The organism is Paraburkholderia unamae, from assembly GCF_003096875.1.
In the GTDB taxonomy this organism is placed as follows: Bacteria; Pseudomonadota; Gammaproteobacteria; order Burkholderiales; family Burkholderiaceae; genus Paraburkholderia; species Paraburkholderia unamae.
In genome coordinates this window covers 203843-219538 of record NZ_QEOB01000012.1, presented here as the reverse complement: position 1 = coordinate 219538, position 15696 = coordinate 203843, and the positions used below count along the sequence as shown (strand labels likewise).

The following is a 15696-nucleotide window of genomic DNA, read 5'->3' as shown; positions in this document are numbered from 1 at the left end:
CAGTTTCTCCAGTCCATGATCAGGCGATCTCGATCGCCGCGTGAGCCAGCGACTTCACTTCCTTGAGCACGAGTGAAGTATGAATTTCCTGGACGTTCGGCAAGGTGCCGATCTTGAGCCGGATGAAATCGCCAAAGCTGTCGAGCGTTTTGGCGATCACCGTCAACTGGTGATCGTAGCGCCCGCTAATGCAGTGACAGGCGAGAATTTCCGGACACGCCCTGACGGCATCTTCAAACGCGCGGACATGCACCGCGTCCTTCTTTTCCAGTGCCACCTGCGCGAATGCCATGACGTGGTAGCCCAGTCGCCTCGGGTCGATATCCGCGTGATAGCCGCGGATCACGCCGGTTTCCTCCAGACGCTTGACACGCCGCCAGCACGGCGACGCCGTCAACGACACCCGCTCGGCCAGTTCCTGGCTCGATAACCTTCCGTCACTGCGCAAGGCGTTGAGTATCAGGCTGTCCGCCCGGTCGATCCTGACCTCTGCTTCATTCATTTCACGTTTCCGTTTATCGCGCATTGTTCATTGCGCATGCATGCCTTTTTACCGTCTCACTTCAGCAAAATGCGCCTCGCTGCTGGCGGTATCGTTAAGACCGTCATCAACCGCAGTCCATTGACGATGCCGCACTTCCATCCCGTCAAACAAACCCTTCAGCCGTTCAACGCAAACCGATCCTGAGACTTCCCATGTCGACGACACCCTCCCTTTCCCAGCACGCGCGCAGCGCCGTGCAAGCCCTGCGGTCCTCGAAGATCCGCGAAGTCGCGAATGCCGGCATGGGGCGCACCGACGTACTGCCGTTCTGGTTCGGCGAACCCGACGAACCCACGCCCGCCGACGTGCGCAGCATTGCCGCGCAGCGACTCACTGACGGCGACACGTTCTACGTGCAGACCCTCGGTCTGCCGACGTTGCGCGAAGCCATCGCCGCTTACATCAGCCGCCTGCATCGGCCGCACGCGCCCTTCGACGCCGGCCAGGTCGCCGTCACGAGTTCCGGCACGACGGCGCTGATGCTCGCGATGCAGGCGATCATCAATCCGGGTGAGCGCGTGGTCGCCATCACCCCGCTCTGGCCGAACCTGGTCGAAATGCCCAAAGTTCTCGGCGCCCAGGTGGAAACCGTGTCGCTCCACTTTTGCGCCGACGGCTGGCAACTGGACCTCGACGCCCTGCTCGATGCGCTACGCCCGGGAACCCGCGCACTGCTCGTCAATTCGCCGAACAATCCGAGCGGCTGGGTCATGAGCGCTCAAGCCCAGCGCACCGTCCTCGAACATTGCCACAAGCACGGCATCTGGATCGTCACCGACGATGTCTACGAGCGCTACTACTACGACAACGCGCACTGCGCCCCCTCGTTCCTCGATCTGGCCGACGCGAGCGATCGCGTGATCAGTTGCAACTCGTTCTCCAAGGCGTGGCTGATGACCGGCTGGCGCATCGGGTGGATCGTCGTGCCCTCGCCGCTCCTGCCGGAGATCGGCAAGCTCATCGAATTCAGCACCACCTGCACGCCGGGCTTCCTCCAGCACGCCGCGCTGCATGCACTCGAACACGGCGAGCCGGTCATTGCGCGCACCGTGGCCCGCCTCAAACAATCGCGCGACCTGCTCGCGGCGCGTCTGGCCGAAGTCCCGCGCGTCCAGCTTGCCGCGCCCTCGCCGGGTGCGATGTACACGTTCTTTCGCGTCGACGGCATCACGGACAGTCTTGCGTTCTGCAAGCAACTGGTCGCTGAAGGCGGGCTCGGACTGGCGCCGGGCGCGGCGTTCGGACCGGAAGGCGAAGGCTTTCTCCGCTGGTGCTATGCGAGCACGCCGGAACGTATCGAAGCGGGCGTGGAACGGTTGACCCGTTATCTCGACAAACATCGCTGAACGCGAAACCCACGCGGCGGACCGCCGCCGCGTTGTCATTCGATTCGATAGAACGCTTGCGCCGTGGCACCGAAAACATTCGCGTGAGCCGATTCGGGCACGAGCTGACGGGCGACCCGCAACCAGTCCGCGTAGCGACCGTTGCGTTCGAGAATCGGCCAGTCGCTCGCCCACATCAGCCGGGTTTCACCGAATGCCGTCATCAGGACTTCTACATAGTCAGCGAACGTCGCGGCGCTCCAGTTGGGCGCCGACCGCGTCGGCAACGCGGAGAGTTTGCAGAAGACATTCGGATGACGCGCCAGCTCGGCAATGCCGGCCTGCCAGGCATTGAAACGGGCGTCCCCCACCTGCCAGTCGCGAACCTCCGGTTTCCCGCAATGATTGATCACCATGCGCAGTGACGGATGCCGCCCCACCAGTTCGATCAACGCGCGCAGATGGCGCGGCTGAATCAGTGCGTCGAAGCTTAGGTCCCGCTGTGTGAGCGCGACGAACGTGTCATTCAACTCCGGGCGCAACATCCAGTCGTCTTCCGGAATATCCTGGATCATCGGCCGCACGCCACGAAAGTGTGAATGCTTCGACAAGCGGTCGAGTTGTTCCGGCGTGTCCCGAGCCGAAAAATCCACCCACCCGACTACGGCGCCAAGATACGGATGCGCCTGCGAGAGCGACAAGAGAAAGTCCGTCTCCGCCAGCGTTGGCGCAGCCTGTATCACGACCGCACGCTCGATGCCGTGCGCGTCGAGTAGCGGCTTGAAATCCGATGGCTCGTAATCGCGGTAGAGAAAGCCCGTTTCCGGGGTCAGCCAGCCGTAGTCGTTCCGGGCGATACGCCACAGATGGTGGTGCGCGTCAATCAGCATCAATCGTCCTCAATACTCAAGCGGGATTCGGCTAGCCGAGCGTCGTGTCGCGCGTTTCGCTCAACAGCGCCATGCCGACGAGACCCAGCGCGCAGGCGCCCATGATGTAAAACGCCGGCGAAAGCGGGTTGCCCGTCATGCGCAACAACCAGGTCACGACGAATTGCGTGCTGCCGCCAAATATCGTCGCGGCAATTGCATAACTGATCGAAAGGCCGGTGCTGCGCAGCGCCTTCGGGAAGGTTTCCGGAATGATGGTGATGACGGCCGCGGCGTGCGATCCGGTCAGCAACGCAAGCACCGCAGGCACGGCGAACAGCGTGATCAACGAATGCCAGCTATTCAGTACGACGAATGCGGGATACGCCACCAGCATCAGCAGCGTGCACGGCACGATCATGACCACCTTGCGCCCGAACTTGTCCGCCAGAACACCGCCCGCCAGCGCGGCAACGACCATGCATGCGCCCACCATCATGGTGACGGCAATGGACATCGTCATCGGAAAGTGCAGGAGCGTCAGCGCGTAGCTGGTCATGTAGTTGTTGACGTAGACCGTCACGGTGCTCGGAATAATGATCAATGTGGCAAGCGTCACGCACTTCACATAGCGCCCTTGCATCGATGCCGTCGCCGCGGCGAACGTGGGCGCGGTGTCGGCATGGGGCGCTGTCTCGTGCATATTGCGGCGTAGGATCAGCCCGACCGGAATCACCGCGAGCCCGAGCGCGAAGGGAATGCGCCAGCCCCAGGCCTGCATGCGTTCGGCGGACAGCGATGCGGAAGCCAGCACCCCGATCGTGCCTGCGACGAGCACGGCCAGTCCTTGACTGACCACTTGCCAGCTCGCGTAACGGGCGCGCTTGCCTTCGGGCGCGGTTTCGACGAGGAAGGACGTGGTGGGCCCGGCCTCGCCGCCCCACGCGAACCCCTGGATGAGCCGGGCCAGCACGATCAGGCACGGCGCGGCCAGACCGATCGATGCGTAAGGGGGCGCAATCGCAATGATTGCCATGCCCACCGCCATCAGCGCCAGCGTGAGGAGCATGGCCGGCTTGCGGCCCGCGCGATCGGCATAGCGCCCAATGACAATCCCCCCAAGCGGGCGGGCCAGAAAGCCGACGCCGAATGCCGCGACCGACAGCAACAAGGCGCCCAACGGGCTATCCGACGGAAAGAATTCTCGACCGATGATCGCGGCAAAGAATGCATAGACCGTGAAGTCGTAGAACTCGAGCGCATTGCCGATCACGGCCGCGACCACGGCGCCTCGGGATGCTTCGTGTTTGCTGCTCGCGGCCTCGCGACGCATCGTCACTGTTTGCATGGGAATCCTGTTGTCGTTTGACTCCCAGCGCGCACGCCATGTCTCCAGAAGCGAGGCAGTGCAGGAGTTTGCCCGATTTTAGGAAGCCAATTCTCCGGTGACAATTGCCGTGTTTGGCCGGAAGCGTTGCCGAATTGGCAATGGAGCATCACGGCGCGCCGGGGTGCCCCGTTCCAATGCGAACGGGCGCCGCGAGACAACTTCGCGGGCATCGCTTCGCTTGCGGCGCCGCTGCTTGCACCGCGTGGCCGCCCTTCCGACACATCGACCGAATCAACGCGATTGCAGAAATGATTCGATGTCCATATTTTCCGGCACCGAAATGCAAATATCGAATCGATATTAGCCGTACCTCAATGCCACAACCATAATGGACACGGAGCACCATGCAGCGGCCAATGACAACACGACGGCGTGCCAGAGGTTCGCCCTCGCATACAGGAGGTCATGTTTTGAGTACCACACTGGAACCCGAAGCGCAGCAGTCGTTCCTCACAGAACAGGCGAGAGCGCCGCTCCTTACAGAACCTCTGCTCGAACGCATTGGCGCGCGCGCAGCGCAATACGATCGCGATAACGCTTTCTTCACCGACGATCTCGCGGATCTGAACGCTGCCGGCTTCTTGCGTGCGAGCGTGCCGCGCGAATTCGGCGGACTCGGCTTGACGTTGCCCGAGTTGCTGCGCGAACAGGTCAGGCTCGCTTATCGTGCGCCCGCCACGGCGCTCGCCCTCAACATGCACCTCTACTGGGCTGGCGCGGCGTTGCATTTGTGGAGGCGTGGCGATCATTCGGCCGACTGGATCTTGCGCGAAATCGGCGCAGGCAAAGTGTTCGCCGCGGGCCACGGCGAGCCCGGCAACGACGCGGGCCTCGCGGACTCGACCGTGCGAGCGACGCCGCTGCCAAACGGCGCCTGGCGCTTCGAGGGCCACAAGATCTTCACATCACTCGCACCCGCGTGGGACTGGCTTGGCGTGCATGGACGCGACGACAGCGATCCGGCCAATCCGCGCATCGTGCATGCGTTCATTCGCCGTGACGCCGCCGGCCATCGCACCGCGCCCACATGGGACGCGCTCGGCTTGCGTGCAACGAGCAGCCACGACACCTGGCTCGAAGGCGCCGTTGCGCAGCCCGAACATGTCACGCGCGTTTTGCCCGCGGGACCGCCCGACGACCCCTTCGTCGACGGCATTCTAGGCGCGGTGCTGCCTGGGTTGGGCGCCGTCTATTACGGCCTCGCAAAGCGCGCCTTCGATCTCGCGCTGGAGGCGGCGCGAACGCGGCGCTCTCTCGCGCTGGGCGGGCGCACCTATGCATTCAAGCCACTCACGCAGGCTCACGTTGCGCAAGCCGCCATCGAACTGGAAAGCATCGACGCGCTGCTGGAGCGCACGGCGCAACGATGGTGGGACGGATACGCGCCGGGCGAACCGTGGCTCGCGCAACTGCTTGGCGCCAAGCAGCATGCCGTGGACGGCGCGCTGCGCGTGGTCAATCTCGCCTTGCAGGTGGGCGGCGCGGGCTCGCTTTCGCGCAGGCAAGAACTTGAAAGACTATTTCGTGACGTGCGCGCCGGTGCGTTCCATCCACCCAACGGCGATGCCACGCACGAACTGATCGGTCAGATCTGGCTGGGCGTGCTCGGGCAGACCTGATATCGCATCCGTCCTTGCGCAGCGGCGCCAGAGCGTGGCTGCGCGATCGGTCTTCGAAGATTTTCCACTCAGCACCCGCACCGAGGGCGTTCCTTCATGTCCACTGCCGCCTCCACTGTCGAAATTGCTTTGCGCCGTCCGAACGCCGTTACCCATCACGACAGCACGCACGAGCCCGTCTCCCGGCTTGGCCTGCCTGACGAGTCGGCGCTGCCGCCGCATGCCGCCCAACTCTTCGAACGCTTTCGCCGCCAGTATGGATTCGTGCCGAACTGGCTTGCCGCGCTTGCCGTCAACCCCGACACGGCGTGGCGGCTCGTGGCGTTCTACGAGCATCTGTTCGACCCGCATCGCAGCCGCCTGACGGCCACCGAGCGTGAACTGATCGCGGTCGTGACCTCCGCGGCGAACACGTGCAGCTATTGCGTCTTCAACCACACCCAGGCGCTCGCGGCGGCACTCGGCGACACCGTGCGCGCGCAGCGCATCGCGCAGGGCTGGCACCATGTGCCGCTGGCCCCGAAAGAAGCCGCGCTCGCCGAGGTTGCGGAACAACTCACGCGCGAACCAGGCCTCGTCGACGAAAGCGCATTGCAGCGTCTCCACGACATCGGTTTTACGCGCGAAGCCGTCGTCGAGATCCTCGAAATTTCAGCGTTCTTCAATTACGCAAACCGGCTGACGATCGCCCTCAACGTCGTACCCGACAATCAGTTCTTCTCCGGACGCGATCTCCCGTCCGATTGAGTCCCGGCCCTGTCCGCGACGCTTCTTGAGGTGTGAAGAAGCGTGCGTCTTCGGGGCAAGCTCGCCCACATCAGGCGTCATCCTGACGCAAGCGCGTGTGGGTATCCCCGTTCGAGTCAGACAATGTGTCACGACGTGACAAGTACGACTTGCATGCCGCCTCGACCGCCGAAAAAATTCTTCAGCGCCCACTAAAGTTGCCCTGATTTCCGCCGATACCCATACAGGCGATCATTTCTGCCCATGCCCATATTGTTATAATTTTTATATCGATTACCTTTCGATGTTCCCTGACACGCAGTCCTTCGCAAGCCGGCGCACCTCCCGGCAAGCTGCATCCGCCAGCGTCAATAAGACGGGACAGCCGCCCCGCGTGGCCGCCAAAGCTGGTATCCCGCAAGTCCTGCTGTCATGCTTCTTTGGCTGGGGCTTGCTGCTGTCGGGATGCCATTCCGCAAGCGACTCCGCGCCAGCCACCGCGGGTAGCGTAGCGGTCACCGTCAAGGACGTACGCGACGCGCTCGACCAGAAGAACTACGGCCAGGCCGCGACACTGGCCAGGCAATTGACCGATGCAAATGCGCACGACGTCGACGCGTGGATGGCGGACGCCGACGCAAACGCCGCGGCGGGTAACCGGCTCGAAGCGCTCACCGCACTCTCGCACGCGTTCAGCAACGGCCTGCGCGATACGACGCGTCTCGACGCGGACGGCTACCTCGCCCCGCTGCGGACATCGGACGAATACAACCGCCTGCTGGAGCAGTACGGCCTTACGCGGCCCATTGCCCAGGCGGGTGACACCAGCATCAGCGAGACGTCGAACGGCACCGTCGTGCGCGCGGGCGACGTCTCTGTTTCACTTCCCGATTCCAAATGAACATCCCCATGAAATCGTTCACCACGGCACTGCTGATTTCCTCGGCGGCAGTGATCGCCGCCGCGCCGCTCACTGCCAATGCGCTCGATATCGAAGCGCGCGGCGTGGGCACGTCCGCGATTACCGGCGACATCAATTCCGTTCGCACCACGGCGCTCAGGCAAGCCAAGCGCCGCGCAGTGCTCGCCGCACTCGACAAGGTCGTCGGCGCCGGGACCAGCAAGAATGCAGCCGTGCAGGACAAGCTCGACGATCTCGTCGAGCAGATCGGCGAAAACGTGTTCTATGACGTGACCCCGAGCAGCGCAGACGGTCAGTACCAGGTCAGCGTGACCTTGCGCATGGACGACAAGGCGTTGCGCAGCGAAATCAGTGACCTGGGTCTCGCGCTGAACACGAACACCACGCGCAACCAGCCCATCCTCGTGATGATGGATGAGTTCTATACGACGCCCACCGATCTGCATGCGCCGCTCGAAGAACTCACGGAATTCCGTCACGAGGCCGGCAATCACTACAACGAAAAGGACGCGGCAGCGAGTTCGAAAAGCGCTGCCTTCGCGGCCAGCAGCAAGGCCGCCTATGCGGCACGCGACCGTTCCGCGTACGCGACGAAGGACGCCGCCGCGGGTAGCGTGAGCGGCGCCTATGACTCGCGTTTCGCGGGCGCGGCACAAAACGGCTATGGCGATCAGGCCGCCGTCGCCGCCCGCGACTCGGGACGGTTCGACGCATCCGGCTCCAGCAGCCATCAGGCGGCAGGCATGCGCGACACCCAGGTCGCCGCGGCAGCGAGCAGCAATGTGGCGGCTGCCTCCTCCTCGAAGTCGGCTTACGCGCATAGCGTATCGTCCGAGGATCACGACAACACCTACTACAAGAAGCTGGTCAAGTATCAGCCGCAAAACAAGGGCCCGGACCGCCAGAACTTGACCTACAACGCTCTCAAGGGCCAACTGGGCGATCTCGACCTCAACGTGATCGACAACTCGCTCTTTCGCAGCAAGTATTTCGGCAATCGGGCCGTCACGCTCGACCAGCTCGAAAACAGCAGCGAACTCGCCAAATACGTGGATTTCGCGCGCCAGGATGCGAGCGCCGATTACGTCATGATCGGCTCGTCGGTGATCTACGATCTCGGCGTCGACAAGAATACCGGCCAGCAGGCCTGTACCGGCGTCGCCAGCACGAAGACGTTCTCAACCCGAACCGGTGCGGATATCGGCTCGGCCACGGAATCGGAATCTTCATTCGGCGCTTCGTCCGATGACTGCCGTGCGCGCCTCGCAGGCAAACTCGCGAGCAGCCTGGGCGCACAGGTTGGCGAGCGCATCCAGAACTTCGTGAAGAAGCGCTCGATGTATGGCGCGCAGTACGTCGTGCGGCTCACCGGCAACAATCTCTCGCTGATGAACCGCACCGCCTTCACGCGCGCCATCAAGGCCGTCCCCGGCCTCGAGGACACCACGCAACGCCAGGCCGCCAACGGCCAGCTGGAGTTCGTCGCCACCTACAAGGGCAGCGACCCGCTCGACCAGTCGATTGCGACGGCATTGTCCAGCCAGCCGCAGTTCGCGAATCTGGATTCGGTCGTGGACGGCAATGTGGTGACGCTGTGCATGGACGGCTGCAACAAGGGCAAGGCGGTTCACTGACATGCGCATCAAACCTTCCATGGCAGCCGCACTGGCCGCGATGTCCTGCGCGTGCGCGCCGGCTTTCGCCGCCGCCGGAGCGGGGCTCTACGTTGTGCCTGGCGTCTTTTTCAGCGATGTCGCCACCGGCAAGCCGGGCGCCGACAACGCACCGGACAGCAAGATCGATCCGGCGTTTCGCAACGCGCTCGACATGGCGGCAGCGAGCGCGCTGGTCGATCAAACGGCGCATGCTCGTTTTCCTGCCATCACGAGCACGATCGACAGCGGCAACCGCCAGCGTACGCTCGCGCTGTCCGTCCAGGTGACGCGTGCGTCCCGTTACAACATTGCGAAGACGGACGGCACGACGGACATCTATCAGCCCATCACGCTCAGCGCCTACGTGAGCAACCCGATGACCGGCGAAGTCCTCCAGTCGTTTGCGCAGACGCGCTACAGCGTGCAGACCGTCTCGGGCGACCCGGCCTCCCAGGACAACGCGGAGAAGGTGCGCGCGGCCTATCGCAGCGGTTTCGCCGCCCTGCTCGACAGCGTCCTGAGCGACGCCGCGAAAAACTTCAAACCCTATGTCGTCGAAGCCAAGGCCGCCGACACGTGGCACGGCTACGTGATTCTCGACAAGGGTTACGAGGCCGGCATCGGCAAGGGCGACGTCATGGATAGCGACAACGCGGAAGTCCGCGTCGAGTATTCCGGCGCACACTACGCCGTGGCGGTGCCGGTGCTGGGCACGCCCCAAAGCGGCACGCTCTTCAGCCGCCCGACGACCATGGCTCTGTCCGACGTGCGCAAGCCTCGCGTGATCACGCTCGTGAGCGAACACAACCCCGATCTCTCGGCGGCGGTCAGCACGCAGCTGTTTGCGGACCAGCTCGGCACGAGCGCGTCGTTCGCTACGCTCCCGCTGAACACCAACTACAACCAGGTGCAGGCGTCGATCGACCGTCATACCCAGATCGGCCACCAGGTGAGCGGGCAGCGCACGCTGCCCGACTATTTCATTCGCATGGTGCTGCCGCCGGCGAAGCAATACACGCTACCGACCAATCTCGCGTACAAGACGCAGCAGGTGTCGCAGGCATGGGCCTTCGCCGAGCTTGTCGCGCGCGACGGGCGTGTGCTGTACGCAACCGACGTCAACGACCGCATCGACGATACGGTGACCAATGGCTCCGGCTTCGATCTCGCGGACCGCCGCGAAATCGTGCTCAAGAACGCCCTGACCGACCTGGCCGCACGCTTCGCGAAGGACATCCAGTTCCGCCCCATCTCGCTGAAACTCAGCGACGCGGACGGCGACACATTCAAGGTCGACGATCCCGGCGTGAGCCTGCCGGCCGGCGCAAGCTTTCGCGTCTATCACGACATCGGCCATGTCGCAGGCGTGGCGGACGACGTGTACGTACCGACGTGGGAGGCGAGCGTGACGGGCCGCAGCGACGGCGGCACCCTCGTCGCGGCAACGGTCCTCCCCGTTGCGGGCAAGCCGCCCAGGCCAGGACGCGGCGACGTCGTTCTCATGGACGGCATCGCCAATACCGCCGCCGGCGGCCAGCGGACCGCTTATTGCCCTGCGGAGAAGAGTCAGATGGGCGCGACCGCACTCGATCATTTCGATGCGCTCGCCTATGCCGCCGCCGCGCGCTCACACCTCTTCCTGGTGGACCCCGGTATCGCCGCGCTCGCGCGGGGCAAGATCGGCGGCCAGTCGGGCTTCGCCTCGGACCTGAGCCTGCAACCCGCCGCGCATGACCGCTGCCTCGTCGGTCTGTATCGCATCGACCCCGCCGACCCGCAATGCAACGCCGGCGCATGCACCAGCACCTACAAGATTCGTCTCGGCTATCAATTGAAAACCGACGCGCAGGTCACGAGCCAGATGATCATGCAGCACGGCTTCACGTCGAGCGGCTATCCGGCGTCGACCACCGCCACGGACAGCACGTCGCTTCAGGCCGTCGATCTTGCGGGCGATACGCGAACCAATCTCGATGTCGTACTTAAACAGCTTTTGAGCAAGAACCCATAAAAAAAGGAATCCTCATGAAAACCACGCGCAACGTTATCTGCACCCTCGCAATCGGCGCGGCCTGCGCAGGCCTCACCACGCAGGCTTCGGCATTTGGCCTGAGCAACCTGACGGCCGCCGTGCCAGGCATGGGTGGCCAGAGCGCCTCCGCAAGCGCCGTCAACGGCGGCAATATCGACACGTTCATCAAGACCGCGCACGATGCCGATCAGTTGATCACGACGTCGACGCAATACATGCTCAACGGCGTCGCGGACCAGGACGTGATCGAAGACCAGAAGGCAAAGCGCGACGCAGCGAACAACATTGCCGATCCGAAGGAACGCGACGCCGCGCTGGCGAAGCTCAATGCTGACGACGCGACCATCGTGCAGAAGGCCCTCGACAGCGACAAGGTGCAGGCGAAAATCTCGGCCATGAACAAGCACCAGCTCAGCCAGTTCAGCAATGCGGCGTTTTCCTTCATGGTCGGCGTGCTGAAGGACAAGCAACTGGCAGGCGAAAGCTCCTCGCTGGTTTCCGGCGTGACCGCGAATCCGACGCTGCTCCCCCGCCTTTCTTCGCTCAAGGACGTTGTCTCGTCGGTCTCCTCGCAGGCGAACAATTCGGCGAAGATCGCCGATGGTCTGGTCAAACTGGCCCAGTCCGGCAAGATCAGCAAGCTGCCGACCTCTGCCTCGGATGCACCCAAACAAATGGACAGCATGACTGACTAAGGCATGACGCCCGGTTCTGCGCAAGCCGTCGCGGGTTTGCGCGGAATTTCGCAAGCTGTCGCTGGTCTGACCGCTGTCATCGACGAATATAACCGGCAGCGCTGCTTGAATGAAACTTGCGCGTACCACAACCATTCGTTATTATTTTTATAACAAATGGAGGAGACATGCCTCTCGTCGAACCACGCCTGGCCGCCCTGACTTCCGTAGCGCGCCGGGTGGACGCTTCCCATGAGATCTCCTGGCTCCTGGCCTATCCCATGTTTCAAGACGCGTTACGAAGGGAAGAGACGAGTTTCGAAGCGCTGGCGGCTTACGTCAAGCTTCCGGCACTGAGGAGAATCGCGCAGGATGGAGATCCGCGATCGGCTCGATGGACGGATCTCAGCAGAGTGCGCGCGTCATACATCGAAGTCAGCACGACCTGTGTCGTGGACGCCATACGCGGCCAGTTGTCGACCCATCTCGCGACTGCCTGCGAACCGTCGGATGCACTCGAAACGCTCTCGCTCACATTTCCTGCGGAAATGGTTCCATTCGTCGCGAGACCGCCGTGCTTGCTCAGCCCCGGCGACGGCATCTTCCTCGATAGCTGGCAACGCTTCTTCGCGTACTGGTCCCGTCACGACAGGACAATCCCGCTGCTAGCGGTCGATTGGCCCATTCTGTATGGATGCATGGTGAGGATGGCGCCCTGAGGCGGCCACCTTTTTTATTTGGCGACAGCGCTTGCGCGCTACCGTACCTGATTGTTATAAGCGCTGTCCAGCGCCGCCCGCACCAGGAACATGCCGCCGGTCGTCCGCGAGCCGCTCGCCTGTTTCGGCAGCAAGGCCAGGATGCCCTTCATCGCGTACAGCATGATCAGCGCGCCCGCCAGGTCGCCGACGAACATGCTGAAGAAGCTCTCGAACCAGTCTTTCGTCGTGCCGGTCAGCGCGAACCACACGTGATGGAACAGCGGATTCGCAACCGAATACGCAATCGCCATGATAAGGAGCCGCTTCGGCGTAAGGTTTGTCAGCGACGCACGCAGGTCGTAATATTCAAGCGCGAGCCGGTAAACCACATACGGGGCGAGTGAGCCAAGGACCGCTCCCGCGATTGCTCGAACCGGATCGTGAGGAAACCAGTAGAGGAAGTCCACCAGCAGGCCCGCAATCAGCAAGCCAAAGAAGCCATCGACACCCACCAGCAGCGTGCCCAGCAGACGCACTCCCGATGGGAGATAGATCCAGTTTACGCCCCGTACAAACGACGTGTGCGTGAACACCTCCTGATTGATCCACAGAGACAGCAGAAACGCGACGGCCGTGCCGGTGATCGACCAGACATGCAAACGTAAGCTACCCACGGCGGTATAATCTCGTCATTCGTTTTGATTGGCCGCATCATAGCTCACCGGAGCATCGTCTCGCGCTCCGCCACCTTGAACGTTGCGCAAACGATGAAACGTCCCGCTGACATTTATCTTCGATTTCTGCAATTGGCCGAAGCGCTGCGTGGCCTGCCAGCGCTGCCGGTGCTCGATCCGCTCGAAGAAAAAATTCTGGAGTTCGTGGCTCGCGCGACGCAAAAAAACGATCGACTTTCCGTTCGCGACATGATGGCGCACAGCGAGCTGGGTTCGCCGGCAACGCTCCATGCGCGCGTCACATCGATGCGGGAAAAAGGCTGGCTCACGCTGACCGACACGGAAGACGCACGTCGCAAGCAGATCGAGCTGACGCCCGCCGCGCTCAAGCATTTCGACAAACTCGCAGAAGCGTTTGCAAAAGCCGCAAAAGGCTCCTAGCTTGCCCGAAAGCTCGATTGAATCGACATGTCCGATGATCGGATTTGCGAGATCAGGAAACTTCGCATACCTAAATCTATCCGCCAGCCAGCGCACGCGCCTCAACAATCGGCAATCAAATGGCGCTTGAACCACTGCGCAGCGCACTGGCTGGTCCTCTCGAAGTGCTCCACATAGGGCGTAAAGTGTCCGCCTGAAATCATCACGAGTTCCTTCGGTTGCAGCGCTTCCTCATACGCACGCAGGCACAAATCTGTCGCCGTCAACGTGTCCGCTTCCGCGACAATCATCAGCAGCGGCGTCGGGCTAATGCGCGCGATGTAGATGCCAGGTTCGTTTTCACGTGAAAGCTCGGCGCTACGCAAGGTCACTTCGTTGCGCCAGTTCGGCGCGAACGTTGCGGTATCCGCGAAAAACGCGTGACTGTCGGCTCCCGCCATCGCGCAGGGCTCGGCCGGATCGGCGCTCGTCGCGGGCAGCATGGCCGGCACGCCGCCTGCGAAGCGGCGCGCCCGGTCCGCCTCGAAGCGACCCAGCAGCGCCGGAACATGGTCGGCGCGCGTGCGGCGCAATGCCGATTGATAACCGCTGATCTGGGGCACCTGCGACACCACACACCTTACGCGCCGATCGATCGCGGCAATTTCAAGCACGTGGCCGCCGCTGAAACTCGAACCCCAGATCCCGATGCGCGTCGCGTCCACCTCGGGCCGGGTCGCCACGAAGCTGATCGCATCGCGATAGCCGCGCTTCTGCAAAGCCGGATCGACTTCCTGGCGCGGCAGCCCTTCGCTCTCGCCGAAATTGCGGTGATCGTAGACGAGCACGACGAAACCCGCCCCGGCGAACACCTCGGCGTAACGATCGAGATACTGTTCCTTGACCGCCGAAAAGCCGTGCGCCATCACGATGGCCGGGTGTCCCCCCGCACGCGGCGACGGCACCGGCAGATAGAGCCAGCCGCGCAGCCGCGCGCCCTCGGACAGAAACTCCACGTTTTTGCGTTCCATTGCGTATCCCTCTTCAGTCAGGTGCGCGCAAGTGGCGGCGCACGTGTCTCACGATACGCAAATACCGCGCGTGGCGCGCCGCAAGTCAGGACATGCGCTACGCCGTTTCGGACAACCTGAAATACGCGCTCGGCGTTGTGCCCGTCACGCGACGGAACATCGCCGCAAAGGCCCCCGGCGTTTCGTAGCCAAGCGCGAGGCTTACTTCGGCGACGGGCATCCCGCCGGCCAGCAACGGCAGCGCATGCTGGACACGCATGAGTTGACGCCAATGCACGAACGAGACGCCGGTTTCAGCGAGAAAGAGGCGCGCGAGCGTGCGCGTCGATGCGCCCGCTTCGTCGGCCCATGCGTCGAGCGTGCGCGCATCGGCCGGGGCACGAAGCATCGCATCGCAAACGCGTTTGAGGCGCCGGTCGCCGCCACCCGGCATACGCAGCGGGTACCCCGGCGCCCATTCGATTTCGGCGAGCAGATGCGCAATCACGAGCGCGTCGCGCCCGGCAGGCTCATTGTCGAGCGGTATCGAAACGGCGCGAAGAATCAACTCGCGCAGCAGCGGCGTCACGTTGACGGCATGCGGCGTCTCGGGGAAACCGTGCGGGCAGCTTTCGGCGCGAATGTACGGGCTGCGCAGCGACACGGCGCCGCGCGCGCGCATCGAGTGAGGCATACCGGCGGGCATCCAGAGCGCACGCTGTGGCGCAAGCAGCCACAGCGACTGCCCGACCGTCACTTCGATGGCGCCGTGCGTCGCGTAGATCAGTTGAGCGCGGACATGCCGGTGCTCGCCCACCGTCAAGCCGTCCGCATATTCCTTGGCCATCACGGAGGCCGGACCGGCCGCGCGGTCATAGTCGGCGGGATTCGTACTGCGGGTCGCGGGCAGTGCGGACGAGCATCGTGGCGCGGCATCAGGCGACATGATCGGGCGGGAAGCGAAAACGAGTCAGTATAGTTCGCCCCGCATCTGGCGGCGCCATTCTGCGATCGGCTTACGGGTCATTGACGGTTTCATCACACAGACTCATGCCCACCGGATATCGATTCACGGAGATCCGGTATTTGGCCGCAGCAGGCCATTTGAGGTTTGAAACAAGGATGCTAAAGTCAC

15 protein-coding genes are annotated in these 15696 nt (G+C 63.1%); 9 read left to right on the top strand and 6 right to left on the bottom strand.

What is annotated here, in order from left to right; all coding sequences use genetic code 11:
- Positions 1 to 19: 19 nt before the first annotated feature.
- On the bottom strand, positions 20 to 526 hold the full coding sequence (locus tag C7402_RS24955) for an Lrp/AsnC family transcriptional regulator (RefSeq protein ID WP_224044004.1): 507 nt from the start codon (positions 524 to 526) through the stop codon (positions 20 to 22).
- A gap of 170 nt (positions 527 to 696) precedes the next feature.
- Between C7402_RS24955 and C7402_RS24950 the strand changes: the two genes are divergently transcribed.
- The gene (locus C7402_RS24950) at positions 697 to 1890 is read left to right on the top strand and encodes a pyridoxal phosphate-dependent aminotransferase (protein WP_116612543.1); all 1194 of its coding nucleotides are present in this window, start codon (positions 697 to 699) and stop codon (positions 1888 to 1890) included.
- A 35-nt stretch (positions 1891 to 1925) separates the two neighbouring features.
- On the opposite strand, the gene C7402_RS24945 is transcribed toward C7402_RS24950, so the two are convergent.
- Both C7402_RS24945 and C7402_RS24940 read right to left on the bottom strand, forming a co-directional pair.
- Positions 1926 to 2759 (bottom strand): amidohydrolase family protein, encoded by an 834-nt coding sequence (locus C7402_RS24945; protein WP_116612542.1) that lies wholly within the window; start codon positions 2757 to 2759, stop codon positions 1926 to 1928.
- Positions 2760 to 2790: 31 nt separating this feature from the next.
- Positions 2791 to 4086, bottom strand: a complete 1296-nt coding sequence (locus C7402_RS24940; protein WP_112176891.1) for an MFS transporter — start codon at positions 4084 to 4086, stop codon at positions 2791 to 2793.
- 452 nt (positions 4087 to 4538) lie between these two features.
- Between C7402_RS24940 and C7402_RS24935 the strand changes: the two genes are divergently transcribed.
- The 7 genes from C7402_RS24935 to C7402_RS24905 all read left to right on the top strand — a co-directional run bounded on the left by C7402_RS24935 (position 4539) and on the right by C7402_RS24905 (position 12475).
- Positions 4539 to 5747 carry an acyl-CoA dehydrogenase family protein gene (locus C7402_RS24935; RefSeq protein WP_244314935.1) on the top strand — a complete coding sequence of 403 codons (1209 nt, stop codon included), beginning with the start codon at positions 4539 to 4541 and terminating at the stop codon, positions 5745 to 5747.
- Positions 5748 to 5843: 96 nt separating this feature from the next.
- Positions 5844 to 6494 (top strand): peroxidase-related enzyme, encoded by a 651-nt coding sequence (locus C7402_RS24930; protein ID WP_116612540.1) that lies wholly within the window; start codon positions 5844 to 5846, stop codon positions 6492 to 6494.
- Positions 6495 to 6867: 373 nt separating this feature from the next.
- Positions 6868 to 7374: a hypothetical protein gene (locus tag C7402_RS24925; RefSeq protein WP_133254546.1), complete on the top strand. Its 507-nt coding sequence runs from the start codon at positions 6868 to 6870 to the stop codon at positions 7372 to 7374.
- Positions 7375 to 7382: 8 nt separating this feature from the next.
- A complete protein-coding gene (locus tag C7402_RS24920; protein ID WP_116612538.1) occupies positions 7383 to 9029 on the top strand; it encodes a hypothetical protein in 1647 nt (548 codons plus the stop codon).
- 19 nt (positions 9030 to 9048) lie between these two features.
- A complete protein-coding gene (locus C7402_RS24915) occupies positions 9049 to 11061 on the top strand; it encodes a hypothetical protein (RefSeq protein ID WP_133254545.1) in 2013 nt (670 codons plus the stop codon).
- 14 nt (positions 11062 to 11075) lie between these two features.
- Positions 11076 to 11777, top strand: coding sequence for a hypothetical protein (locus C7402_RS24910; RefSeq protein ID WP_116612536.1), 702 nt, complete (start codon positions 11076 to 11078; stop codon positions 11775 to 11777).
- 167 nt (positions 11778 to 11944) lie between these two features.
- Positions 11945 to 12475 (top strand): hypothetical protein, encoded by a 531-nt coding sequence (locus C7402_RS24905; protein ID WP_116612535.1) that lies wholly within the window; start codon positions 11945 to 11947, stop codon positions 12473 to 12475.
- A 38-nt stretch (positions 12476 to 12513) separates the two neighbouring features.
- On the opposite strand, the gene C7402_RS24900 is transcribed toward C7402_RS24905, so the two are convergent.
- A complete protein-coding gene (locus tag C7402_RS24900) occupies positions 12514 to 13131 on the bottom strand; it encodes a hypothetical protein (protein ID WP_112176899.1) in 618 nt (205 codons plus the stop codon).
- Positions 13132 to 13224: 93 nt separating this feature from the next.
- Here C7402_RS24900 and C7402_RS24895 point away from each other — a divergent pair, with 93 nt between their 5' ends.
- A complete protein-coding gene (locus C7402_RS24895; protein WP_112176912.1) occupies positions 13225 to 13572 on the top strand; it encodes a winged helix-turn-helix domain-containing protein in 348 nt (115 codons plus the stop codon).
- A gap of 101 nt (positions 13573 to 13673) precedes the next feature.
- Here the strand turns inward: C7402_RS24895 and C7402_RS24890 are convergent, their stop codons facing one another.
- Positions 13674 to 14582 (bottom strand): alpha/beta hydrolase, encoded by a 909-nt coding sequence (locus tag C7402_RS24890; protein ID WP_116612534.1) that lies wholly within the window; start codon positions 14580 to 14582, stop codon positions 13674 to 13676.
- Between the two features lie 97 nt (positions 14583 to 14679).
- The gene (locus C7402_RS24885; protein ID WP_116612533.1) at positions 14680 to 15408 is read right to left on the bottom strand and encodes an AraC family transcriptional regulator; all 729 of its coding nucleotides are present in this window, start codon (positions 15406 to 15408) and stop codon (positions 14680 to 14682) included.
- Between the last annotated feature and the right edge of the window lie 288 nt (positions 15409 to 15696).

Bases quoted from the DNA above. Each gene is read 5' to 3' on its own strand.
- C7402_RS24950 (WP_116612543.1), top strand. From the start codon at position 697: ATGTCGACGACACCCTCCCTTTCCCAGCACGCGCGCAGCGCCGTGCAA.
- C7402_RS24945 (WP_116612542.1), bottom strand. From the start codon at position 2,759: ATGCTGATTGACGCGCACCACCATCTGTGGCGTATCGCCCGGAACGAC.
- C7402_RS24915 (WP_133254545.1), top strand. From the start codon at position 9,049: ATGGCAGCCGCACTGGCCGCGATGTCCTGCGCGTGCGCGCCGGCTTTC.
- C7402_RS24890 (WP_116612534.1), bottom strand. From the start codon at position 14,582: ATGGAACGCAAAAACGTGGAGTTTCTGTCCGAGGGCGCGCGGCTGCGC.
- C7402_RS24940 (WP_112176891.1), bottom strand. From the start codon at position 4,086: ATGCAAACAGTGACGATGCGTCGCGAGGCCGCGAGCAGCAAACACGAA.
- C7402_RS24955 (WP_224044004.1), bottom strand. From the start codon at position 526: ATGCGCGATAAACGGAAACGTGAAATGAATGAAGCAGAGGTCAGGATC.
- C7402_RS24920 (WP_116612538.1), top strand. From the start codon at position 7,383: ATGAAATCGTTCACCACGGCACTGCTGATTTCCTCGGCGGCAGTGATC.
- C7402_RS24910 (WP_116612536.1), top strand. From the start codon at position 11,076: ATGAAAACCACGCGCAACGTTATCTGCACCCTCGCAATCGGCGCGGCC.
- C7402_RS24895 (WP_112176912.1), top strand. From the start codon at position 13,225: ATGAAACGTCCCGCTGACATTTATCTTCGATTTCTGCAATTGGCCGAA.
- C7402_RS24930 (WP_116612540.1), top strand. From the start codon at position 5,844: ATGTCCACTGCCGCCTCCACTGTCGAAATTGCTTTGCGCCGTCCGAAC.
- C7402_RS24885 (WP_116612533.1), bottom strand. From the start codon at position 15,408: ATGGCCAAGGAATATGCGGACGGCTTGACGGTGGGCGAGCACCGGCAT.
- C7402_RS24905 (WP_116612535.1), top strand. From the start codon at position 11,945: ATGCCTCTCGTCGAACCACGCCTGGCCGCCCTGACTTCCGTAGCGCGC.